Below are 21,786 nucleotides of genomic sequence, written 5' to 3' on the forward strand. Positions count from 1 at the left end.
ACAATAAACATATTCACCCCAAAACTCTTCCGCTTTGACAAACAAAGAAATTATCTCCCTATTTAGGAATACCGCTAAGTTGGCGGAATTACACGGTGAAAACCCTTTCAAAGTCCGCGGTTATAACAACGCTATTTTCACATTGGAAAATATCGGAAGCCCTCTTAGGGAAATGTCTGCGGAGGAAAGGAAAGAGAAAACGGGATTCGGAAAAGGAATGCTGGAGAATCTTGAAACCGCAATGTCAACAGGTGGATTTCCGAGTCACGACGAACTAATGCAAAGAACTCCTGCCGGTGTATTGTCTATGTTATCAATAAAGGGAGTCGGCGCAAAGAAAATCCGAGTCTTGTGGCAAGAGGCGGATATTGATAATTTGCCTGCTTTAGAAAAAGCTTGTATTGCCGGAGAGGTTGCACAACTAAAAGGCTTTGCCTCGAAAACAGAGCAGAAAATTTTAGAATCAATCCGGTTTTTAAGAGCGAACGAGGGCAAAGTTTTTTACGCTCACGCCGAAGCTTTTGCCAAGCAGATTATAGAAACTTTAGACTCCGAATTTCCTGAAAACGAAACGATCATAGTAGGTGAGTTTAGACGACAATGCGAAGTGATAACGGAATTGACATTCGTTCACGTTACTGAGAACCCGAAAAACGTCTCTAAATATTTATCCAGTATTGAATCCTTGGAAAAAAGCGAATCCAAATCGGGTCCATTTGTATGGCGTGGCAAGCTTATCGAAAATGGACTTTTAGTCTCACTAAAATTCATAAATAAAACTAGCCTTGGTGCTTCGTTATTAAAAGAAACTGGTTCTGAAAGCCATTTAATGCATATTGGTGAAACTGGAAAATCACTTTATGAGACGACTTTAGAGTTTCCAGGATTATCGGAAATCGAATATTACGAAAGAGTTGGGCTTCCGTTTATTCCTCCCGCTTTACGTGAGAATTATTTGGAATTTGAGTTTTCCAAATCAGGGAGTATCCCTGAAATGATTAATTACGAAGATTTACGTGGCCCCCTTCATAATCACTCAAGCTATAGTGATGGAGCGGATACATTGGAAACAATGGCTGTTTACGCAAAAGAGCAGGGCTGGGAATACGTGGGAATGAGTGACCACAGTAAATCGGCTTTTTACGCCAACGGGTTGGATGAAATCCGAATAGATAAACAACATCGTGAAATCGATTCGCTGAATGAGCGATTGGCTCCGTTTACGATCTTTAAGGGTATTGAATCAGATATTCTCCAAGACGGATCTTTGGATTATGATGATTCCACATTAGCAAAATTTGACTTTGTTGTAGCCTCTATTCATTCCGGTCTGGAAATGGATGAACAAAAAGCGACGGAACGCTTATTAACGGCAATCAAAAATCCATATACAACAATCTTAGGACATCCTACTGGGCGAATTCTATTAAAACGAAAAGGGTATCCTATTGATCACCGTAAAATCATTGACGCCTGTGCTGAGCATAATGTAATTATAGAAATTAATGCCAATCCGCATCGACTTGATCTTGATTGGCGCTGGATCAATTACGCTATTCAAAAGGGCGTTTTATTAAGCGTAAACCCGGACGCACATGAAACCGCAGGTTACCACGATATGCATTACGGAATAAAAGTGGCCCAAAAAGCGGGACTTTCCGCAAAACAAGTGTTCAACACTTTGTCGTTGAACGATGTAAAAGATTATTTTAATAAAAGAAAAAAGGGGATTGCGACAGTAAACTAATTAATTATTTATTTACAGTCCGATGACCTTATTTAGCAGAGCATGAGTCCTAAAAAAATATTAATTCTCCGTTTCTCATCCATTGGTGATATCGTATTAACTACACCTGTACCAAGAACTCTGAAAACCCAATTGGATGATGCGGAAATTCATTTTTGCACAAAAAAACAATTTGCGGGAATCCTTGAAGAGAATCCTTATATCGATAAAGTTCATACGCTAGGCAACCGTTTAGGTGATCTGGTAAATGAATTAAAGAAGGAGAAATTCGATTATGTGGTTGATCTCCACAATAACTTGAGAACGATGATTATCAAAGCTAGGCTAGGAGTAAAGTCCTCCACATTTGATAAACTGAATCTCAAAAAGTGGCTTTATGTCCATTTGAAGATGGATGTTATGCCAAATAGGCATATAGTCGATAGGTATATGGATGCCGTTCAGCCTCTTGGAGTAAAAATGGACACTTTGGGGCTTGATTATTTCATTCCTGAAAATGACGTATATGACCCGAAGTGGCTCCCTGAAAGTCACAGAAAAGAATTTGTGGCTGTAGTCGTTGGAGCTTCGTTTTCCACAAAACGGTTACCTACCGAAAAGCTTATTCAACTCTGCGATCAAATAGCGAAACCTATAGTATTACTTGGCGGAAAAGAAGATGTTGAGGTAGGGGAGCAAATCGAAGCTTTCTTTAAAGCCGAACTCGATAAACAAAAGGAAGATACCCTTGCAGAATTGGGTAAGAAAACGCAAATATTTAATGCTTGCGGAAAATTCAATCTACATCGCTCAGCGGCTTTAGTAAAGGCTTCCCGTTGCGTATTCACTCACGACACGGGATTAATGCATATCGCCGCAGCTTTTAAAAAAGAAATATATTCAATCTGGGGGAATACAACACCTGAATTAGGAATGTATCCTTACCGTACAAAATTCACTGTCTTTGAAGTTAAGGGTCTAAACTGCCGGCCATGTTCCAAATTAGGTTATAATGAATGTCCTAAAGGCCATTTCAGATGTATGAAAGACCAGAAATTCGACTTCTACCTGCCCTAATTCTCATGTTTCAATGCAATGTGAATTACGAAAACGACAATTAATTGAATGTTTTAAAGAGCATTTCTATTGAAAACAGTGATTTTTATATTAAATGAAAATGTTTTCTTTGAATTATTACCTACCTTTGATGTAGGAAAACAAGAAAAAATTAACTGGAAGGAGGCTTCCTTAAAATTCCTTTTTAAAAATTGGGTGTGTGGTTTTCTTTTAATTTCAAACAAAAGCCTTCTTCTGGGTAACTCAAGGTTAAAAACTTAAATATTTAATGGTAAGGCTCGAAAAGAGATATTCCTCCACGTATCACCAGGAGGTATTGTTTATTATTAAAGTTACTACTCGAAAAGTAATTTTTGAGATTTCAACAATTTTCCAAGGATCGGGAAATAAGGATAATGGGGTTTCCGACTTAGCCTCTTATCTAGAGGATTCTATTAAACTGGAATTGGAAGACTTCAGGAGGGTTTATTACTCAAATGGCCCCGTTGCCCTAATTCGTATTGCGGTGCCAATCGCTCGATACGAAACGGTGCTGAAACAAATTGATTCAGGCATTTCCGGGTTTCTTGGGTCTTTGGAGGTCCACAAGGATACGGTAAAAGTAGCCAAGTCTTACGGATTCGACATTATTGGATAATGTCGAATCCGTAAGGATTTTTTAGACAAGTTCGCTAGCCAAGGGTAGATTTGATATTCTCAAATCTTCGCCTGATTCGATTATGGGCAAATCAGCGATAAAAGCATTTTCGAAACCGAACCTCTTAAGATAATCCGCAAATATTCTTTTTGAGTCCTTCGCTATAGGCTCCGGAGACTCAGGATGTCTGTTATAAATGATTCCGATAACTTCTATACCTCTGGTTTTTGCCAATTCCAAAGACATCAAAGTATGGTTTACGCTTCCCAATTTGGCTGAACTCACCAAAATCAAAGGGTATTTCCGTTCCTCCAGATAATCTAATAAAGAAAGATCCCTTGTTATGGGAACATGTAAACCACCGACACCCTCCACAAGTACCAATTCATATTGATCCGAAAGTTCTTCAGTAGATTGCGTTATTTTCTTTGGATCAATTTCAAAACCATCCATTTCGGCCGCTAAGTGCGGAGAAGCCGGAAAAGTGAATACATAGGGGCACGTCAGACCACTTTTGTCCACTTCCTGAACAGGTATATCCATCAATTCACGATGCTTGAGAATATCTTCAGAAATCCCGACACAACCCGTTTGCGAAAGTTTCTGGGTTATTACGTTTATCCCCTGATCTTTATACTGCTTTGCCAGAACACCAGTGGCAAATGTCTTCCCAGCGTCTGTATCTATTGCCGTTATAAAAACTATATTGTCTTTCATTTTTCTCTTTTTCGAGCGATAAAATAGAGAGGGTTAAACGTCAGGGCCACTCCTTGTCCGTAAGGGTATTGCTTAATATAATTCTGCCTAAACGGCCCTATACCCGTACTTCCACTTCTCTTGCTAGCTGTAGCGTTCACCCCCGTATACTTCATGTGCCTTAACACTGCGACCGGTGACTCAAACTCATACATAAGTGTTTCAGCTGACGAGTGTAAAACCTCAAACCCTTTTTCTTCCAGAATTTTACAAACCCGATCTTCGGAAAGGTAATTGAGACCCTTTCCAGACAAACTTCTTATTTCTGTAAAATTTCCCGGACCAAACGAGGTAAAGGCAAAAAGGCCGTTCGGAACAAGAGCCTTATGGATCTTTTCAGTGAATCCTTGAAAATCATCAAACCACTGTACCGTAGAAGCGCTTACGGCAGATGACAGACCATTTGGCAGATCAAGACATTCGGCGTCACCAGACATTGGCGTTATAACTGGATATAACTTTTCCAATTCATTTACGCAAAACTCCACCAAATCATTAAGGTAAAATGACTGCGGAGAGTATTCCGAAATAATCCTTTTGGTCAGAAATCCTGTTCCGCAACCAAATTCCATTGTACAGCGAAAATCATCGGGAGAGACTCTGGACTTGAGTAATCCTAAAAAATTCCGGACAATTTTGAGTTGAGCCTCAGCGTTCCGGTCATATGTTCGGGCACCAATGGAAAAACTTTCCTTTACCCGCTGTTTATCTACACAAATATTCATCACAATTCCTTCGTCACGTGACCAATAACACCAATTTACGAAAAAACACGGAGGAATTCATCCCACGAAGGCCAAGCGTAAAAAGGAAAATGGGGCTGGTCCATCGAAATTGTTTCGACTTTTCCTTCCCAATAGTTTTTCTGGTTCTGACTAGGGAATATCAGGTCGTTTTCTCCGATTATCGCTTTGGAAAATATATTTCTCTTCTGCGGATCTTCTTTCGACACGTCCAACATAAATTTCAATTCCGCTTTTTGGCTATCAAGATCTCTCTTTGGAGAATGATCGAAGAAAAGAGACGCACCCGCCGATTTATAGCACATTCTCTGAAAAAATTTCTTTCTGGTAACTTCCGAAAAGGCTAAATATGTGCCCTGAAAAATCTTCGGTGGAATACCGAATTCGTCATCCAAAGGGTTGAGGGTTCCGTTTACCGCAAACTTACCGTCGAATAGGTCCTCATTACCGATTACGGCTTCCTGCGCAAACCATACGCCCATGGACCAGCCAACTAGGTAAGCTTCCCTATACCCTGTGACAATCTCTCGCAAATCTATCTTTGGATTCCCTTCGGCATAATCGTAAGCCATCAACACGTCGTAACTGTCGGAGGGGAGAGGGAGGAACGGCTCGGGATCTTGGCCCCATCCAGCGAAAAAAAGTATAATCTTATCGTTATTATTGTTATGAAGCCAAAAGGTTTTCATCTCTGTGCCAGATTAAATTGGGAGGCCCGTATGATTCAGACCTCCCATTTTCAATTTTTTTATCGACACAAAAATACAAGCTTGGTTTAGATGTCCCAAAGTCCATCTATCAAATTGTATTCGTCTTCTTTTTGCTTTATAACCACTACAGGCAAACGGCTGGAAATCTGGATTAGTTTCTTCGCCACACTTCCGATTAGCATCGAGGCTAGATGTGTCCGCCCTTTGGCTCCGATTACGATAACGTCCACCTCATTTTCTTGGGCGTAGTCAGCAATGGCCTGCGCTATGTTTCCTTTTTGGTCAAGGATATACTCACACTTCAACTCTTCTTTCTCAAAATCATTTTTCTTAACGAAATCCTCAAATTCCTTTTCATGTTGAGTACGGATGATATTGGCGAACTCATCAAAAGATTTACCTATCGTATGATATCCCGACGGCACTTCGTAAATATTTATCAGCTTGATTTCGGGATTTTCTTCTTTGTGCTTTGAGACAAACAAACTGGCCTTTACGGCAAACCCAGCATGTTCGGAGAAGTCAACAGGAATTAAAATACGGCGAAGCTCTTTTGGGAAAACCTCAGGGACAAGCGTCACGGAGCACTTCGAAAAATTAGCAACTTGCGCCGGAAGATAATCTTCGTGATACTTATCCTGTTTATGACCGATTACCAGTAGGTCAACATCCTTGAATTTGCTCCATCTTAGCAAAGACTTAATCGTTGGTCCTTCATGGATTTCTATATGTATCTCGGCCCTTTTCGACAACTCCGCCGGAACCTTTTCGGATATTAGCCTCTTCATTCCCTCATCTACAGGCAATGAGGGGTCACCTTCCTTTTCGGACTCGTCAAGATCGTCAAAACTCTTGACGATATGCACTAGATAAATATGGTCCAGCTTAATATTCTCTGAAAGAATTAGGGCATATTCGAACAATTGTTGGTCCATGTCGCTCAGATCCAGGGCGATCATGATTTTTTTTATTTCCAGGCTCATAGCGATTCCCGTCTGGGCAGTTTGAAGGCGTTCAACATTATACTCGTTTTGTCTTGTCTAAATATAATGAAAAACTCCAAAAAATAAGCTGTTTGTTAACAAACCTAAGAACCGTTTTGTATACAGGCAATAAGTTTGTCCAAAGCCGGATCGGGAGTCTTTGCGCATACGGATATCCGCAATCTTGATGTTCCTTTGGGAACGGTGGGAGGGCGTACCGGTAAAACCAAAAGCTCATCTTCCATGGCTTTTTCCGCTATCGAGACACACTTGTCGCTTTCGCCAAGAATTACGGGTATTATGTTTGACTCGGAAGGCATGGGAAAGCCCAAATTCCTGACGGCTTCCCTTAATCGGTTCGATTTTTTCTCCAAAAGAGATCTCCTTTCGGTTGCCTCCACGCATTTCTGGAACACAAAACGGATCCAATGCGGAATAACAGGTGGCAAAGCCGTCGTGAATATAAGGGATCTCGACTTATTGATCAGGTAATCCCGAAGAACGGGCGCGCAACAGACAAAAGCTCCAGCACTTGCCACAGCCTTTCCGAAAGTCCCCACAAGCAAATCAATCTTTTCCAAGACATTTTGCTCCTCCGCCAAGCCCAATCCATTTTTTCCTCGGGTTCCCAAAGCGTGCGCTTCATCGACATAAAGCAAGGCGTCAAACCTTTCTTTAATTTCCGCCAAGATTTTCAAATCGGCGAGATCCCCATCCATACTAAAAATCGATTCCGTTACGATAAACACCCTTTTGTACAAGTGCCTTTTCTTTTCGAGAATCGATTCCAAATGCGCATAGTCCAAATGCCTATACCTGACAAAATTCGCATCGCTCAACCTAAGGCCGTCAATTATACTTGCGTGATTCAGTTTATCGGAAAGAATAAGGTCGCCTTTTTTACTGAGAGCAGGCAAGATTCCTATATTGGCGTGATAACCGCTGTTAAAAAGCAAACACGGCTTCCCGTACAATTTGCCTATATACCTTTCCGCTTCTTCGTAGGCGGGATGGTTCCCCGACAAAAGTCTGGATGAAGCGGATCCCAAGCCGTAACCGTCCAAAATATTCGCTTCCGACATCTGGGAATAAAACTCGGCGTGTAAGTTCTTGTCCTCCGCAAAACTGAGGTAATCATTCGAGCAGAGATTGACTAGGGGAGTTCCTTCGACAAAAGCGAGTCCGTTTTCGCCTCTGCCCAAAGTTCGTAGACTCCGCATCATACCAGTGTTATTCAGAAGCTCTAACTCGCTTCTGTAATCATCAAAATTTGGCATGACTTACAAGGTTCCGTCGCTAATCTCTTCCGTCACCGTCCGAATCGCCGAAGTGACTTTCCTTAATTCCTCATCCGAAATGACAAACGGAGGCATAGTATAAATCAGTTTACCGAACGGCCGAACCCAAACGCCCATCTCGACAAACCGTGCTTGAACTTTAGGCATGTTTACGGATTCTTTCATCTCCACAACGCCGATGGCTCCCATTACCCTCACATCCGCAACGGAAGGGATATTAATACATGGCGTCAATGTTTCCTTCAGAATTTCCTCCACACGCTGGACGTTACTTTGCCAATCCGACTCAAACAAAAGATCAATGCTGGCCATGCTAACAGCACATGCTAACGGATTTCCCATAAAAGTAGGCCCGTGCATAAAGATTCCCGGAGTACCTTTTGATACCGTTTCGGCTATTTTTTCGGTAGCCAATGTCGCTGCTAAGCTCATATATCCACCGGTCATCGCTTTGCCGATACACATAATGTCCGGTGAAACTCCAGCGTGTTCCGAGGCGAAAAGCTTGCCCGTCCGGCCAAATCCGGTCGCTATTTCGTCAAAAATCAAAAGTATATCGTGCTCATCGCAGAGTCTCCGGGCTTCCCTCAAGTATTCGGGATGATAAAACCTTATTCCTCCGGCATTTTGGACAATCGGCTCAATAATCAAGGCCGCAATACTGTCGCTGTTTTCCTCAACAGTCTTTTTTAGCGAAGCGAAATCTTCAGGATTCCATTCCTCGTCCGGCCTAATCTCCGGCCTTTCGGCAAATAGGTTTACTGGCAAAACCCCCGTAAATATTTCATGCATCCCATTTACAGGATCACAAACCGACATTGCGTTAAACGTGTCTCCGTAATAGCCGGACTTTACGGTCACAAAACGCCTTTTTTCATTCTTCCCCCTGCAAAAATTATATTGAAGGGCCATTTTCAGCGCAACCTCCACGGATACCGATCCCGAATCACTGAGAAAAACTTTGGTAAGGGGCTCCGGCGAAATTTCGACAAGCCTCTTGCAAAGTTCCACGGCGGGTTGGTGCGTAATGCCTCCAAACATAACATGGGCCATTTTTTCGGTTTGATCCACTATGGCCTTATTTAGCTTCGGGTGATTATAGCCGTGAGCCACGGCCCACCAAGAAGACGTCCCATCCACAAGTTCCCGTCCATCTTCAAGTTTCAATTTACAACCTTCCGCAGACACCACGGGATAGGTAGGAAGCGGTTCGGTCATTGAAGTGTAAGGGTGCCAGATATGCTCCCTGTCAAAGTCCGTATCTATATATTCAGCAGTCAGGTTTTCCATAGAAGAGGTGTTTTAACGCATCAGTTTCCCGATGATCCACAAAATGGCGCTCAATATAACGCTAAGAAACAGGCTGGTGCCCAACGGAAAATAAATCCCGTAGTTTTTTCCCTTGATTTTCAGATCTCCCGGCAAGTTGCCCAGCCAGTTGACCCTGTCGGGAAATAGCCACAGGAGCATCCCGGCCACAACGGCTACCGACCCAGCTATTACAAGTAATTTTCCGAGCGTTTGCATGTGAATTTATATGGTCTCTTGCGAATTTAAGCATTTCAAACCGTCAGGAAAGTGAAGTCTGAGGCTTTGTTTGCTGTTTTTTGTCATCAATATGTAAACGTAACAGGATAGTGCTAAACCATTTCCGGAGAAAAAACTTTAAATGTAAGAAAAGCGCCGTTTTGATAATATCTTATCAGTAATCGACGTTTCACTAATACTTTTCGACACAAAACGCACAGGTTTGTTGTCTATTGGAAAGTAGGAAAGTATAAACTAAAGCTTGAGCTATGAGAAAACTTGCGTTATTCGTTGTTGGTGTTTTGTTGTTGGGCGCATGCAATCAGAAAAAAGTCGAAAGCCTGGAAGGGCAGGTAGACAGCTTGAGGACGGTATTGAACACCAATGCCTCGCAGATTGACAGACTTACACAGGAAATCGACAATATCGACAACCTTTTGGACAGCATCGAGGCTTCCGAAAGAATTATTCAGCTTAATATTCAGGAAGGGAAAGCCAGTAACAGCACGGTTGACAGAATCAAAAACCTGAACGTTTACCTTGAGCAGGCCAAAGAGAAAATCGAGGCGCTGGAAGGTCAGGTTAAGAAAAACAACCGTACCCACGCTTATTTGGTACGTCGCCTGAAGAAGCAGATCAAGGAAAAAGAGGAAATGATCGCCGGCCTGAAAGATGAGGTTCAAAAACTCAAAGACGAGAACAGGTTGCTTACCGACAAGGTTTCGCAACAGTCTGAAGAGTTGAACAGCCTATCTGGCGAGCTTCAGCAGAAACAGGAAGATTATGAATCCCTGCAGTCCGTGTCGCAAACAACAAAAGCGAAACTGCTTTTTGAAGCCGCCGGCATAACTGAAGAATTGGCTAAGAAAACTTTCTTCGCTCCAAAGAAAAAGAAAGAGCGTTTCAGAAGCGCTTACGAGCTTTACGAGCAGTCTTTGGAATTGGGTTACGCCCCAGCTGAAGCCAAAATGAAATCTTTGGAAAAGAAAGTTAAGAGGAAAAAATAAACCGTAAGGTTATCAAAATTGAAAAGGCAAGCCTATTTAGGCTTGTCTTTTTTTGTGTCCTCCGTTTTAACCAAATTCAGCCAATGCGCCACCGCGTCTATAGTAGACCCTTGGAGAAGTACGGAGGTGATAACAACGAAGAATACGATATTAAACAGATTTTCGGAGTCCTCAATACCGTGTATAGCGGGGTAAATAGCAAAGATAATTGGAGTGGCCCCTTTAAGCCCAACCCACGACACAAAGAGCATTTTTCTCCACGAAGCTTTGAAGAATAGCAAGGAAATAATCACGCTTACCGGCCTTGCGATAAAGATAAGGGCCAGAGCGGTCAACAATCCCGGACCCGTCACCTTGATCATCTGATCAGGAAATACCTGAAGCCCGAGAATAAGGAACATGATGGCCTGCATGAGCCACGAAACACCTTCAAAGAAATGGATATTATCAGATTTTTCCTCAAAATCGTGGTTCCCCAGCATAATCCCCATGATATATACGGCCAAGAAGCTACTCCCCCCAATTAGAGCCGTGATAGAGAACGTAGCCGTGATGAGGGATATAATCAAGACTGGATAAAGGCCTTTAATATCGAGGCTCACATTATTCAGTACCCAGAGTGAGGCTTTCCCCATAAAATATCCCATCAGCGAGCCCAAAGTCATCTGAAGGAAAAAAGAGGGGATAAGTTCCAAGAAATTCGGTGATGCCTCGTTCTGCAAGATAATCGAAGTGATTCCGGCCGTAAGGAAATACGCCATCGGATCATTAGCTCCCGATTCCAGCTCCAAAGTCCTCGTAATGCCCTCTTTTAGAATCAATTTCTTGGTCTTCATTATGGAGAAAACAGCGGCGGCGTCAGTGGAAGAAACTACTGCGCCAAGAAGAAAGGAACGCAGTAAATCAAAACCAGTGATAAAGTGTATACAGAAACCGCCTACGACCACTGTAAGCAAAACACCAAGCGTGGCTAAAGTCAGCCCTTCTTTCAAAACGGAGCGGATATAAATCCACTTCGTGTCCAAGCCTCCGGCAAAGAGAATAAACGCCAATGAAAAGTTCCCGATGGCTTCGGATATTTTGGGCGAGTCGAAATAGAAGTCATATTTTCCGCCATTGCCGAACATCATGCCTACGCCAAGAAAAACGATCAGGGCGGGAATTCCATAGTTTATGGAAGGCTTACTGATCAGGATGCTGAAAAACAGCATTAGCGATCCGATAAGCAAAACATTGTTAAGTGTGTAAATTTCTGTAGACATGTCCGCAAAAGAGTCGTAAATGTGCTTGGGGAACAACTAGTTTCAACTAGCCCGAAAGGAAATGGTTGCGCACATCAAAAGTGTCGAACTAGTCTGAAAGGCGGAAAATAATTTTGTCGATCGGGTTCGTATCGGAATATATTTTTATTTTTGCTCACTGAATCGATTTTTAGATTCAAGATATTTTGAAACATGCCTTTTCGCACAAAAATCACAGAATAACTATCATGGAAGAATTAAGAGCGATTATCGAACAAGCGTGGGAAAACAGGGATTTGCTGAGCGACTCCAAAACCACCGACGCCATTAGGGAGGTAATTGAACTTCTGGACAAAGGAAAACTGAGGGTAGCCGAGACTGCAACCGACGGTTGGCAAGTGAATGAGTGGGTGAAAAAAGCCGTAGTGCTTTATTTCCCGATCCAGAAGATGGAAGTGATCGAAGTTGGTCCTTTCGAGTTCCATGACAAAATGGCGCTGAAGACCGGTTATGATAAGTTGGGCGTAAGGGTAGTGCCTCACGCTGTGGCCCGTTACGGTTCGTACTTGGCCAAGGGAACGATCATGATGCCTTCATACGTAAACATCGGAGCGTTTGTAGACAGCGGAACGATGGTTGACACTTGGGCTACTGTAGGAAGTTGCGCGCAAGTCGGCAAAAACGTACACCTTAGCGGTGGCGTTGGAGTAGGCGGTGTACTTGAGCCTTTGCAGGCCGCTCCGGTGATTATCGAAGACGACGCTTTCATCGGATCCCGTTGTATTCTCGTTGAAGGTGTTCGTGTTGGTAAAGAAGCCGTTTTGGGAGCAAACGTAACCTTGACTGGAAGCACCAGAATCATCGATGTGACTGGCGACGAGCCTGTGGAATACAAAGGCTATGTTCCTCCACGTTCGGTTGTAATCCCGGGCACGGTAACCAAAAAATTCCCGGCTGGCGAATTCCAAGTTCCCGCCGCCCTGATTATCGGCCAGAGAAAAGAAAGCACAAACAAGAAAACGAGCCTTAACGACGCTTTGAGAGACAACAACGTATCTGTTTAATCTTCGATTTCGTCGATATTATTATTAAAGCCCCTATGAAAGGGGCTTTTTTCTTATTCACGTCTTCTAAGGGCTTTATAAATGGCCCTGATTCTTTCTTGATTATCCTTAGCGTGGACTACCTCATCCAAGGATATTCCAGCTGCATTGAACAGGATCTTAAGCTCAAGGAACTGGTTTTTCTGCTCTTCCGGATCGGGGTTCTGTTGCATATCGTTGATAAGGCTGAAAAGAACCTGAATCTGCCGGGTACGGTATAAGTGTTTTTGTTCGGTCGATTTTTCCGGATGCTCCGTCCAGTCATGATAAATTTGCTTGGCATCCCTAAACAACACCAAAGCTCCGCTCGCAAGGGCATTTCCAATATCCAACGCAAGTCCCGCCCCGGCGGCTACGCCCGATAATTTTATGATGTTGCTTGCGATATTACTTGCGTCAAGACCAATCTTAATGGCTTCCCTGACAGCCCGTTTCATATTTATCTTTTTGAGGCCTCTAATCAGGTAAAACCTTTGCGCTTCTTTTACGATGTCCTCATCAAATGTGCCTGGATAATGTTCGAAAGAAATACGCCTCAAGGCAGCGACGTTGGTCCCTCTAGTTTTTTCTATAATATCAGTGAGGTCAGCGTCTTCAACAAAATACTCTTTCATCCGGACTTTCATTTCACCCACCTGACAGACAGATCTGATGCTTCGGGCAAGAGCCACAGATCTAACGGCGATATCAATAGTACTTACCGCAATACCAAGACCTGGAACAACTTGCCCCACAGTACTTGTCACCGCTCCCGCAATATCCATAAACCCTTTGGCTGCCGAGGCGGCATCTTTAGCGGCGCCCACAAGTTCTTTCGATATTTGCAGACCGAGGGTAACATAATCGATTGCATCTTCGAATACCACTTCCTCGCCATGCGCCTCCACCTTATGGGCTAAGCTCCTAATTCTTTTTATAATTGAAATCAGTTTCCCAACGGTATCACAAACACTCGACAAGCCACTGAAAAAGGTGCCGGCGTTAGACACCGTTTCGGACAGCTCGCCCTCGGCCAATGAACTGATCGCATTTGCCCCGCTTGATATCGCCCCCAAGATGGCTCCTCCACCGCTGAATAAAGCTACAGCTTCTTCAATCTCACCTTTATGGTCTCCACCGAAGGCCTTCTTCATTGCCAAAAGTTGATCAATCAAAGCGAACCCGTGAAGGGTCGCTTGACCACCGCTCGACATGTCCTCAAGAAACTCGAATTTTTGCGTACTGTCAGCCAAAGAGCCTAAGGCACTTGAATACGCTTCTCCCGCAATCGTGTAAACACTCTTTTGGTCTGGCGACTCAACAGTATCTAAGAGTTCCTTCTCCGAAAACTCATCCATCTCGATTGTAGGCAGGAATCGTCCCCGTCTGGACTTATTACGATCTTTAAAGGTATTGCGCCTTTTGAGAGGCGGTTTCTTTTTCGTGACAGAAATCAAATCCCGAGTAGTCGGGTGAAGTTTATGAGGCCCCCAAGTTACTCTGTCTTTTGGCGTAGGGGCTGGCAGATGCAATAATGGAGATAATTCGTCAACGTTAAATCCTTCATGATGGCTCAGCGTTTTTTTCATCCCGGGTGAGGCGCCCTGAAAAAACTTCTTTTTTAACTTATAAGAAGACAAGTCTGTCATTGAAGAACTCATCGTTCTACCTATTCTTCCTAAGAAACCTAATTCCTCAGGTTCACCTACGCTAAAATCCGGACCTAAAGGATGGTAACCTGTAGGCGGTTCCTGAAGGGAGGCAACACTTGTTGACTTCCTTATTATCTCTGGACTAAGGAATGGAAGCTTAGCTTTTGGCGTGGATTCGCCGGAAGACGTAACAGGTGGCGTTATGTCTCCAGCTATTTCCCAAGCCGGCCTCAACAAACTTCCGTGGCTGGAAGGCCTTGGCAACGCCGATTCGGACGCATATTTCTTCAGGTTAGTAATTTGCGGAAGTGGCAACGGAGTCGGAGTCGCAGCAGGTTCAGAAGGGATTAGGGTTCTTCTTCTGTGAAGCGGATCAAAACGTTCCAAGATCGCTTCCTCTGAACTGTAATCGAAGACGGGAGTTTTCGGTGATTTCTTCGGAGAAGGAGAGAAGACTTCAATATCAGGCGCCCCCATTCCTTTCCCGTTTAGGGTAAGGTCTGGCACCGAGATAGATTTTCGTCTACGTCTGGATTTCCTTCGAAACATAGGGAACGTATAAAAGTAGCCGTATTTTATAAGTATTTTGGGCTATTACGCTATCTACAATTCGATAAGGCCAGAATTTGTTTGTTAAAAAATGGGCAGAAAAATACATGGCGCCAGAAAAACATATGTTCCTATTCCTGAGATGCCGAAGAGTCCGAATCAACGCAATCGCCTAGGCGTGCTTTGGGAACGTAATCTCCTCCATGGTCCTTCTTGGCAGGAAGGTGTTCTTCCTTAAGAAAATCATCCGGATCCGCTATCTTTCGTTCCAATTCGGGATGGAGAACGGAAGTGTTCTTTGCCGATGCCGTTCTTACATTTACGGTAGTGGCTTCCGCTCCAGCCTCCACAAATGACGGACACGGTCCGAGTTCCTCATATTTCCCTTTCATAACTTGATCCATCATTCGGCCAATGCCTGTTGTGGCCTTAAAAAGCGAGGTTTCCGCTTTAGGTCGAGTCTGTTGCTGATTATAGAGTCCCATAAAGTCTTGGTCGGCCTCAGGAATATCCTCAAGGGTAGAAGTCTTTTGCCCAAGATCCACTACAACCATATCCTCATCCTCAAATGGCTTGATAGGAAGGTTTAGATGAGGACGATAAAAATCCACATTTCGTTCCTCAAACTTGAGCATCATCGACCTTAGGAAATCGTGGAACGTAATTGGATATTCGTCCAGACTATCCTCCACAGCTTGAAGTCTATGTAATAGGAATACTCTTGGGTTTCCGATTTTGGTCTTTACTTTCTGAAAGTGCTCAAGCCATTTTAGTGGCAACTCTGAAAGTCCGACACCTCCTAGCTGTAGCATCAGCGCATTCATTTCCAACAGATTTTTTCTGTCCATTCCAAACGTGGAGGCATCCGGCGTTCCCACTTCTTTCAAGGCCTGTCGATATTGGGTTTCGAGTTTTGCCAATGCTCTTTTCTCCGCGTCCCCCTTAAACCAACGTTTCCTTCGGTCTTCCAACATATTGCCGACCCTAACGATAAACCGACGGAGTCCCTCCATCAAGTCCGGACTCATTTCCCATACATTTTCGAAGCCCGTATCCTCACACCAACCGCATCCTTTTCCCAAGCCCTCTACAAATGGGATTGTCCCTTCCGAAAAATACTCCGGATGTTGCTCAGTCATCTTTCGGATTATCTCTTTCGTTATCTCAAGACTCTTATAAGAGCCTACCGTGATAATAATCGTATCGAGGCGCCTGTCCCAAAAATCCATAGTGTTTAGCCTAACCATTCGGGTGCGTGGACGGGGTTCGGTAGCCGGAACGTCTATCATATCAATGAACTTTTTCGCCACTATATCCACATAGCCAGGAAGTACATTCAGATAAAACTTAAATTCAAAAGGGTGCTCGCTGGTTTCAACTCTCCCTATATTGTCCTTTCCCGGACCTTTCTTTTTACAGGCTTTCATCTCTCCTTCTTTTGGCATCGCTTCCAGTCCTTTAGGTTTTGCCTTTAAGGATGGGTGGGGCGAGAGGTTCCCGTAAAAATCCCAAAACCGGGATTTCAAAGCGTCCTGAATTTCGCCTCTGTGCAACTTGTTAATTGGACAGGAGAGATGGCCTTCCCGCCTGCTACTGGCTTCCAGCCTTGCGCCTGCAGGCCTGGACTTGGCGACTTCCAACATTTTGCCAAACGCTTCACGCCTTTTGGCCATCGACCATGACTCTTTAGATTTACAGTTCGTGTATTCGTAATACAGGTTATCAAATAGCTCATCGCCTTTCCATCTTTTCTTTAAGTTCCGGGCATATCTTTCCGTATCAGTGGAGTCATCAAAGACTTCCTGCAAAAAACCGATCATCGACCTGAAAGACGAAGACTCTTCCGTAGCCTGAAGGGCTTCCGAATGGATATAGAATTTAAACCTATAGCGCGGGCTAACGCAAGCTCTCCACCAATCGGCTTCCGGCGAGATTTCCGAGTCGGTTACAACCGTGTCCTCATCATCGAAAAGGAGTGTTTCTCCTGTTTTAAAAAATAGTTCGGGCAATTTGTCAAAAACGTCATATTGCCTTGCGTGAGCGTAAGCTCCATGTTTTAGCTTGCCCGGTCTTAGCATAGCCTGACAGACCGTTCCACCGCTATTGTTCCCCGTTTTTTTCCGCTGTTCGGATAGGGATTTTTTCGGTGTGGCTTGTTTGAACATCGGAGGAAACTAAAAAAGCCTTTGGCTTTCGGTAAATTTATTCAGGAGGCGGTTTGTTGATTAACTTCTTCCGTGCCTTTTAAGTTCGGCAACGAAAGTATAGACAAAAAAAGACCCTCTGTCGCCAGAGAGCCTTAATTGGGAAACGGAATATCTAAATGTCTTATTCGCTTTGCGAGATGATTCCTCCCGTCATTCTGAGCAATTCAGAATGTATACTAATCAACTGATAGATCGCCGACAATTTACTGTTCGAGGCGTTGAGATAAGCGATTTCGATATCGCGCAGGTTGAACGAATTGATGTTACCCGACTTGTATCTCTGCTCGGAGAGTTTCAGGTTCAGCTCCGCCGCTTTTTGGTTTTCGATAGCCAAGTGGAGGATTTCGTCCTGCACTTTATAGCTGTCGAAGTTTTGCGCCAGCTGGTTGCTGAGGCTGTGGCCAAGCTGTTCGGTCTGGATATCGCCGATTTCGGTATTGATTTTCGCAATCTCGATCGCCCTTTTGCGGTTTCCGCCATTGAAGATATTATAGGAAAGCGTAAGGGCTACGTTAGCGCCCCAGTCGTCTTTCACCGCCGGGATTTCGCCTTGGTCCTCGGCCGTAGGGTAGTATCTTTTATTAATTCCTCCACCTACGGAAAGCCTAGGGTACAGAGCGCTTTTCGCTTGGCGAATAGAGTTGCGGTTAAGCCTTTGCTGAATATACTGGTTCTTCAAAGTGGAGTTGCTCGAAAGCATTTTCTCCTCAAGATCACCAAAAGAGTAATCGGGAGCCTGAAACTCGAATTTTTCGGTCAAAACATACTCCTTGTCCTCCTTGATTCCCATCACGAAGTTGAGACGGCGAACAGCGTTTTTATAATTTACCCTCTGTTGCAACAGGTTGCTTTTGTCTTGCAACCAAGCGTTTTGGGACTGGAGCAAATCATAAGTCACTTTGGTGCCGATTTCCCTTTGCCTTTCGGTATAGTGGTATCGGTCAGAGGAAAGTTTAGCCAGCTTTTCCGCAACCGCTGTCCTTTCCTGTTCCAATAGGGCTTGGTAGTATGTGGTGATGATATCCTTGATCGTATTCTCGATCACCACTTGGGTATTTCCCGCCGAAAGCTCTTCAAGCTCGGCCAAACGGGCCTTGTTGATCCTGACGGAGAAACCGTTGAACACGGTCCAGTTCATCCTCAAGCCCGGATCTATGGTCTCGTTACGCCTTTCCAGGTCCTCGCCACTCCAGTTTTCGGTAAGCGACGCCTGAAAATCAAGGGTAGGGAACATGCCGGCATTTCCCCAAGTGTTTTGCAGACCGGCCACTTCCTCCTGCTGTCCGCTGATCTTGATATCGTAGTTTTGGCCAAGGCCAATCTCGATCGCTTGGGAAAGGCTGAGGGCTTCTTGGGCCCAAGCGCCTGTCGCCGAAAAGGCGAACAGGGCCAGGGCAAATATTATTCGAGTTTTCATAGCGCTTCCAATGTTTCTTTTTGAGCATCGATCACGGCCGGTTCCACTTCCTCGCGTCCCAGCTTCCGACCTTTGAACAGCGACCTCAGAGACCTATTCACGTCATTGGCAAAGGTGATAAGCACCGGAAGGACAGTCAGGATAAAGAAGGTTCCGATAAAGATTCCGTAAGCCAAGGAAATAGCCATAGGGATAAGGAACTGCGCCTGAAGGCTTGTTTCCAGAATAAGCGGATAAAGCCCGACGGTGGTGGTCACCGTAGTCAGCATAATCGGGCGGAACCTGGACTTGCCGGCGTCAAGAACCGATGCCCTGAATGCCATGCCTTCCGCTAGGTTTTGGTTGAACTTGGAGACGAATACCACGGCGTCGTTGATAATCGTACCCGAAAGCGCTACGATACCCATGATACTGAAGAGCGAAACAGGATGCCCCTCGATACCGTGACCCCAGAGGGCTCCGATAATTCCGAGCGGAATCATGGCCAGAATAAGCCCCGCCTGCACATACGACCTGAAGTAAGCGACCAAAATAACGACGATGATCAGGAAGGCGATTCCGTAGAACTTCGTAAGATCGGCTATATCTTCGTTAGAGCTTTTCTGCTGGCCTTGGTACATGCATTTAATGTCCGGGAATTTCTCGGCCATCTTCGGCAACACGTTGGCGTTGATCTGGTCGATGATCGGCAGTACGGCCTCTTCTGCATTCACCAAGTAAGCGTCGACCCTGATTTCGGTTTTGCCGTTGAAGCGGTTGATCGCCACAGGTCCGCGGTCAAAATGGTAATCGGCAAGCTCTGTCAGCGGGAATGTCCCTTGGGCCGTCCGTATCCTCATTTTGTCGAGTTGGCCCATATATTGGCGCCCGTCGTGCGGATAGCGGGCGAAGATCCTGATTTCGTCTTTGCCATGCTGTAAACGTTGTGCTTCCGCACCGAAGAAACCGGCCCGGACTTGGGTCATCAAGCTGACTTGATTGAATCCCAGTGCGTAAGCTTTCGGCTTCAGACTAAGACGGATCTCACGGCTTCCGAGCTGGTTGTTATCGATGATGTTATACAGAGAGGCTATCTTTCCCAGTTCCTTTTTCAAATAGTCACTGGCTTGCTCAATCTCTTTGAAGTTATCTCCCAATAGACTGATCGATACCGGAGCTCCCCAGTTATCGCTGGCGCCTACCGCAAATTTGTAAGCGGCCGGCACATCCCCGACTTTCTCATGGATCTTTTTCTTGATCTCGTGACTGGAAACCGGCGAGTCATCGCCTCCTGTTAGGATTATGAAGATAGAGCCGGCGTTTGTTCCGGTCTCGTTGCCGTTAAACGCACTTCCCAACCCTACGTAAGTGTACTTCACATAGCTGGCAGTATCGTTATTGGCTTCCATCATCTCATTGTTCACTTCCCAGATAGCCTTCTCGATCTTCACCAATTCATCCTTTACGAATTTCTCGTTCGTTCCCGGTTTCAGAACCAAGTCCACGCTAAAGAAATCCTGCTCGACGCTAGGGAAGAAGGTTGCCTCAATCTTACGGCCACCCACAAGGCCAATAGTGAAGATTACTACGGCAGGGTAGATGAACAGCGAAAACCACTTATGCCCAAGTAGCCACGAGAGCATAGGCAAATAAACCTTGTCACGGACATAGAAAATGCCTTTGTCAAGTTTCGCTCTAGTACGGTTAAAGATGTTGTCCTTCTTTTTTCTGTTCAATACCGCCGGTGTCGCCAAATGGCTAGGCAGGATAAACATACCTTCGAGCAATGAGAACGAAAGACAAAGAATAACGACAATCGCCATGTCCTTAATCATCTCCAACTTGGTGGTCATGAAAAGGAGAGGCAAAAACGCCACGATAGTAGTAGTTACCGAGGTAAATACGGCCGGAATCACTTCCATAGTACCGTCAATAGCGGCCTGGCGCGGCGACTTGCCCGCTTCGAAGTGACTATAAATGTTTTCACCGATTACGATGCCGTCATCGACAAGGATACCGATAATCAGGATCATGCCGAAGAGCGAGATCATATTGATGGTAATGCCCACCAGGCCGGCCAAGACAAACATCCCCAAAAAGGACGCTGGAATACCCCAAGCAACCCAAAGCGACAACCTGAAACTAAGGAAGAGCGAAAGCGAAATCACTACGAGGAAAATCCCCATAAGGCCATTTTCGTAAAGGGTATCGAGACGATCCTGCAAAAGATCAGCAAAGTCAAACGCAACGATGATTTCGGCATCGGTGTGTTTTTCGTTAAACTTTTCCGCATAGTCTTTTACGAAAACGGAAATATCTTCCAAGTCCTCCGTATTCAGCTTTCTGATAGCCAAAGAGATCGAACGTTCGCCGTTTACCCAACTTCCGGACGGTGTTTCTCGAAACATCAGCTTAACGTCGGCAACGTCCTTGATCTTGAGCAACTGTCCGTTCGGCATCGCCAAGATTACGATTTCCTGAATATCATCAGGCTCTACGGAACGCTGGCGCGAAAGCACCTTGATCTCTTCCCGCTTGTTTCGGATAGTACCGCCCGTGATGTCCAAGTTATTATTGGCGATAGCCTGTCTAACTTGGTCCAGGGACAATCCGTAACGTTGCAGATCGTCTTCCCTTACCTCCACAGAAATTTCCAAAGAAGGGTATCCCGAAATGGTCATTTGGGAAACAATGCCCGAAGCCAAGAAATCGTCCTCCACTTTTTGGGCGTATTTCTTCAGTGTCATCAAGTCGGCGGAACCTTTTAAGTCCACGTACATCGCCGTGGAGGTAGCCCTTACCTTCGATACGCGAGGCTTTTCGGCATTCACCGGGAAGTTTGAAATCCCGTCCACCGCATTCTTAATGTCGTAGAGGACCTTGTCAGTATCGTAGTCGGGTAGGGTGGTGACACTGATACTGGCGATGTTTTCGGCGGAGACGGAGGTCATCTCCTTGATTCCGGGCGTTCCCCTCAGGGCGTTTTCCACCAGCGAGGTGACGCCTTCTTCCATCTCCTTCGGAGAGGCTCCTTGGTAGGCTACCTGAATGCTGATATTCCGCGAAGGGACCAACGGAAAAGAGGACTTCTTCATCCCGCTGATCGTGACTCCTCCCAGCAGGATCAGTAAAAGCATCACTACTTTCCCGTAGAACGGATATTTGACAAAAAGCTCTGTTAATTTTCTCATCCCG

17 protein-coding genes are annotated in these 21,786 nt (G+C 44.8%); 5 read left to right on the forward strand and 12 right to left on the reverse strand.

What is annotated here, in order from left to right; all coding sequences use genetic code 11:
• Positions 1-34 precede the first annotated feature (34 nt).
• The 3 genes from polX (at position 35) to AABK39_RS09930 (ending at position 3,440) form a co-directional block, all read left to right on the forward strand.
• On the forward strand, positions 35-1,747 hold the full coding sequence (gene polX / locus AABK39_RS09920) for a DNA polymerase/3'-5' exonuclease PolX (RefSeq protein ID WP_338391182.1): 1,713 nt from the start codon (positions 35-37) through the stop codon (positions 1,745-1,747).
• Positions 1,748-1,789: 42 nt separating this feature from the next.
• Positions 1,790-2,803, forward strand: a complete 1,014-nt coding sequence (locus AABK39_RS09925) for a glycosyltransferase family 9 protein (RefSeq protein ID WP_338391183.1) — start codon at positions 1,790-1,792, stop codon at positions 2,801-2,803.
• A 268-nt stretch (positions 2,804-3,071) separates the two neighbouring features.
• Positions 3,072-3,440: a hypothetical protein gene (locus AABK39_RS09930; RefSeq protein WP_338391184.1), complete on the forward strand. Its 369-nt coding sequence runs from the start codon at positions 3,072-3,074 to the stop codon at positions 3,438-3,440.
• Positions 3,441-3,461: 21 nt separating this feature from the next.
• On the opposite strand, the gene bioD is transcribed toward AABK39_RS09930, so the two are convergent.
• The 7 genes from bioD to AABK39_RS09965 form a co-directional block, all read right to left on the reverse strand.
• A complete protein-coding gene (bioD, locus tag AABK39_RS09935) occupies positions 3,462-4,157 on the reverse strand; it encodes a dethiobiotin synthase (RefSeq protein ID WP_338391185.1) in 696 nt (231 codons plus the stop codon).
• The gene (locus AABK39_RS09940) at positions 4,154-4,921 is read right to left on the reverse strand and encodes a methyltransferase domain-containing protein (protein WP_338391186.1); all 768 of its coding nucleotides are present in this window, start codon (positions 4,919-4,921) and stop codon (positions 4,154-4,156) included. The genes bioD and AABK39_RS09940 overlap by 4 nt, the downstream gene beginning before the upstream one ends.
• A gap of 35 nt (positions 4,922-4,956) precedes the next feature.
• A complete protein-coding gene (locus tag AABK39_RS09945) occupies positions 4,957-5,628 on the reverse strand; it encodes a DUF452 family protein (protein ID WP_338391187.1) in 672 nt (223 codons plus the stop codon).
• Positions 5,629-5,714: 86 nt separating this feature from the next.
• Positions 5,715-6,632: a universal stress protein gene (locus AABK39_RS09950; RefSeq protein WP_338391188.1), complete on the reverse strand. Its 918-nt coding sequence runs from the start codon at positions 6,630-6,632 to the stop codon at positions 5,715-5,717.
• 104 nt (positions 6,633-6,736) lie between these two features.
• Positions 6,737-7,909: an aminotransferase class I/II-fold pyridoxal phosphate-dependent enzyme gene (locus AABK39_RS09955; protein ID WP_338391189.1), complete on the reverse strand. Its 1,173-nt coding sequence runs from the start codon at positions 7,907-7,909 to the stop codon at positions 6,737-6,739.
• 3 nt (positions 7,910-7,912) lie between these two features.
• Positions 7,913-9,220, reverse strand: a complete 1,308-nt coding sequence (gene bioA / locus AABK39_RS09960; protein ID WP_338391190.1) for an adenosylmethionine--8-amino-7-oxononanoate transaminase — start codon at positions 9,218-9,220, stop codon at positions 7,913-7,915.
• Between the two features lie 12 nt (positions 9,221-9,232).
• Positions 9,233-9,457, reverse strand: coding sequence for a DUF2905 domain-containing protein (locus tag AABK39_RS09965; RefSeq protein ID WP_338391191.1), 225 nt, complete (start codon positions 9,455-9,457; stop codon positions 9,233-9,235).
• Between the two features lie 269 nt (positions 9,458-9,726).
• Here AABK39_RS09965 and AABK39_RS09970 point away from each other — a divergent pair, with 269 nt between their 5' ends.
• Positions 9,727-10,464, forward strand: a complete 738-nt coding sequence (locus AABK39_RS09970) for a hypothetical protein (RefSeq protein WP_338391192.1) — start codon at positions 9,727-9,729, stop codon at positions 10,462-10,464.
• Positions 10,465-10,496: 32 nt separating this feature from the next.
• On the opposite strand, the gene AABK39_RS09975 is transcribed toward AABK39_RS09970, so the two are convergent.
• Positions 10,497-11,726 (reverse strand): potassium/proton antiporter, encoded by a 1,230-nt coding sequence (locus AABK39_RS09975; RefSeq protein ID WP_338391193.1) that lies wholly within the window; start codon positions 11,724-11,726, stop codon positions 10,497-10,499.
• 227 nt (positions 11,727-11,953) lie between these two features.
• Here AABK39_RS09975 and AABK39_RS09980 point away from each other — a divergent pair, with 227 nt between their 5' ends.
• Positions 11,954-12,769, forward strand: a complete 816-nt coding sequence (locus AABK39_RS09980) for a 2,3,4,5-tetrahydropyridine-2,6-dicarboxylate N-succinyltransferase (RefSeq protein WP_338391194.1) — start codon at positions 11,954-11,956, stop codon at positions 12,767-12,769.
• Positions 12,770-12,822: 53 nt separating this feature from the next.
• Here the strand turns inward: AABK39_RS09980 and AABK39_RS09985 are convergent, their stop codons facing one another.
• The 4 genes from AABK39_RS09985 to AABK39_RS10000 all read right to left on the reverse strand — a co-directional run bounded on the left by AABK39_RS09985 (position 12,823) and on the right by AABK39_RS10000 (position 21,782).
• On the reverse strand, positions 12,823-14,988 hold the full coding sequence (locus tag AABK39_RS09985) for a hypothetical protein (protein WP_338391195.1): 2,166 nt from the start codon (positions 14,986-14,988) through the stop codon (positions 12,823-12,825).
• 131 nt (positions 14,989-15,119) lie between these two features.
• Positions 15,120-17,066: a hypothetical protein gene (locus AABK39_RS09990; RefSeq protein WP_338391196.1), complete on the reverse strand. Its 1,947-nt coding sequence runs from the start codon at positions 17,064-17,066 to the stop codon at positions 15,120-15,122.
• A 250-nt stretch (positions 17,067-17,316) separates the two neighbouring features.
• Positions 17,317-18,612: a TolC family protein gene (locus AABK39_RS09995; RefSeq protein ID WP_338391197.1), complete on the reverse strand. Its 1,296-nt coding sequence runs from the start codon at positions 18,610-18,612 to the stop codon at positions 17,317-17,319.
• Positions 18,609-21,782, reverse strand: coding sequence for an efflux RND transporter permease subunit (locus AABK39_RS10000; RefSeq protein ID WP_338391198.1), 3,174 nt, complete (start codon positions 21,780-21,782; stop codon positions 18,609-18,611). The genes AABK39_RS09995 and AABK39_RS10000 overlap by 4 nt, the downstream gene beginning before the upstream one ends.
• Positions 21,783-21,786: the final 4 nt, after the last annotated feature.

The sequence above is a fragment of the Fulvitalea axinellae genome (genome assembly GCF_036492835.1).
Lineage (GTDB): Bacteria > Bacteroidota > Bacteroidia > Cytophagales > Cyclobacteriaceae > Fulvitalea > Fulvitalea axinellae.

Excerpts from the sequence above, each read along its gene's own strand:
- bioA (WP_338391190.1), bottom strand. The coding sequence starts at position 9,220 with ATGGAAAACCTGACTGCTGAATATATAGATACGGACTTTGACAGGGAG.
- AABK39_RS09975 (WP_338391193.1), bottom strand. The coding sequence starts at position 11,726 with ATGTCTACAGAAATTTACACACTTAACAATGTTTTGCTTATCGGATCG.
- AABK39_RS09930 (WP_338391184.1), top strand. The coding sequence starts at position 3,072 with ATGGTAAGGCTCGAAAAGAGATATTCCTCCACGTATCACCAGGAGGTA.
- bioD (WP_338391185.1), bottom strand. The coding sequence starts at position 4,157 with ATGAAAGACAATATAGTTTTTATAACGGCAATAGATACAGACGCTGGG.
- AABK39_RS09945 (WP_338391187.1), bottom strand. The coding sequence starts at position 5,628 with ATGAAAACCTTTTGGCTTCATAACAATAATAACGATAAGATTATACTT.
- AABK39_RS09995 (WP_338391197.1), bottom strand. The coding sequence starts at position 18,612 with ATGAAAACTCGAATAATATTTGCCCTGGCCCTGTTCGCCTTTTCGGCG.
- AABK39_RS09985 (WP_338391195.1), bottom strand. The coding sequence starts at position 14,988 with ATGTTTCGAAGGAAATCCAGACGTAGACGAAAATCTATCTCGGTGCCA.
- AABK39_RS09980 (WP_338391194.1), top strand. The coding sequence starts at position 11,954 with ATGGAAGAATTAAGAGCGATTATCGAACAAGCGTGGGAAAACAGGGAT.
- AABK39_RS10000 (WP_338391198.1), bottom strand. The coding sequence starts at position 21,782 with ATGAGAAAATTAACAGAGCTTTTTGTCAAATATCCGTTCTACGGGAAA.
- AABK39_RS09950 (WP_338391188.1), bottom strand. The coding sequence starts at position 6,632 with ATGAGCCTGGAAATAAAAAAAATCATGATCGCCCTGGATCTGAGCGAC.
- AABK39_RS09940 (WP_338391186.1), bottom strand. The coding sequence starts at position 4,921 with ATGAATATTTGTGTAGATAAACAGCGGGTAAAGGAAAGTTTTTCCATT.
- AABK39_RS09990 (WP_338391196.1), bottom strand. The coding sequence starts at position 17,066 with ATGCTAAGACCGGGCAAGCTAAAACATGGAGCTTACGCTCACGCAAGG.
- AABK39_RS09965 (WP_338391191.1), bottom strand. The coding sequence starts at position 9,457 with ATGCAAACGCTCGGAAAATTACTTGTAATAGCTGGGTCGGTAGCCGTT.
- AABK39_RS09970 (WP_338391192.1), top strand. The coding sequence starts at position 9,727 with ATGAGAAAACTTGCGTTATTCGTTGTTGGTGTTTTGTTGTTGGGCGCA.
- AABK39_RS09925 (WP_338391183.1), top strand. The coding sequence starts at position 1,790 with ATGAGTCCTAAAAAAATATTAATTCTCCGTTTCTCATCCATTGGTGAT.
- AABK39_RS09955 (WP_338391189.1), bottom strand. The coding sequence starts at position 7,909 with ATGCCAAATTTTGATGATTACAGAAGCGAGTTAGAGCTTCTGAATAAC.